Consider the following 1,340-nt stretch of genomic DNA (forward strand, 5'->3'; position numbering starts at 1 on the left):
CGCCGGCATGAAAGGCGGCATCGAGAATGCGCTCGATCTCGGAATCGTTCAGCGCGGGGATTACCGGCGCCACCATCACCGTGGACGGGATTCCCGCCGCCGACAATTGCCGCAGCGCTTCCAGCCGCCGGGCCGGCGTCGAGGCCCGCGGCTCCATGGTGCGCGCCAGTTTCGGATCGAGCGTGGTGACCGACAGCGCGACCTTGGCGAGATTGCGCTTCGCCATCCGCGCCAGAATATCGATGTCGCGGGTCACCAGCGCCGATTTGGTCACGATGCCGACCGGATGGCCTGCCCGTTCCAGCACTTCGAGAATCCCGCGCATGATCTTCCGCTCGCGCTCGATCGGCTGGTAGGGATCGGTGTTGGTGCCGATCGCGATCATGCGCGGCTCGTAGTCCTGCGCCGCCAGTTCCTTTTCCAGGAGCTGCGGCGCGTCGGGCTTTGCGTAGAGCTTCGTTTCGAAGTCGAGCCCGGGCGACAGGCCGAGATAGGCATGGGTCGGCCTCGCAAAGCAGTAGACGCAGCCATGCTCGCAGCCCCGGTAGGGATTGATGGAGCGGTCGAAGCCGATGTCGGGCGAGTCGTTGCGGGTGATGACCTTGCGGGCTGTATCGATTGCGACGGTGGTCTTGAACGGCGGCAGATCGTCGAGGCTCTGCCAGCCATCGTCGAAGGCGACCCGCGCCTCGGCCTCGAAGCGGCCGGAAGCGTTGGATTGCGCGCCGCGGCCACGCCGCCGCTCGCGCTCGATCGCCACCGCGAGTTCGGGAAAAGGCGAAGGTACACCCGCCGGCTCGGAGGGCGCCGTGACCGGCGGGTGCTTGAGGGCATGTGAGGATGCTCGGCTCATGCAGGCACCATAACACCCACCTAGAACAAAGCAAGAACAATGATGCCGCCCTGTGGATGACCAAGCTGGTTGACAGCCGCCAAACGCTTCATTTCATGACGTTTTTATGAATGATCTGGCGCAATGATACTGTCGCCGATGCAGGGCATACGGATGTCACCTCCTTCCGGTGACCGCGCATGAAATCTCAAATCATCGAGCAACTCGGACAGGCCGACATTCTGTTGCCGTCGCTGGTCGCGGAGGGGCTGGCCGCCAACGATCGGATCAAGGTTCGCCTGAGCGCGCTGCAGGCCGCGGCACGCCATGCGCAGCAGCCCGATCGCCCGGCCACCGATTTGCATGTCGAATGCAGCGCCGCCGGAATTCCGGCTGCGGCGCTGGCGACGCTGATCGGCGGCGCTCATCTTGCCGGCGATGGCCGAATTGCCGCGCCCAATCTCGCCAGGCTGATGAAGGAAATCCACGACGATGTCGCGGCGATGAT

At 64.6% G+C, this 1,340-nt stretch carries 1 protein-coding gene and 1 pseudogene; one reads left to right on the forward strand and one right to left on the reverse strand.

Annotated elements, in window-relative coordinates; translation table 11 throughout:
• Positions 1 to 853, reverse strand: an 853-nt coding sequence (locus Q8R73_RS17520; RefSeq protein ID WP_305720813.1) for a PA0069 family radical SAM protein, incomplete at its 3' end; no start/stop codon positions are given.
• Between the two features lie 179 nt (positions 854 to 1,032).
• Here Q8R73_RS17520 and Q8R73_RS17525 point away from each other — a divergent pair.
• Positions 1,033 to 1,340, forward strand: a pseudogene (locus tag Q8R73_RS17525) (hypothetical protein); the annotation flags it as partial.

This window comes from Bradyrhizobium sp. (assembly GCF_030697065.1).
Classification (GTDB): domain Bacteria; phylum Pseudomonadota; class Alphaproteobacteria; order Rhizobiales; family Xanthobacteraceae; genus Bradyrhizobium.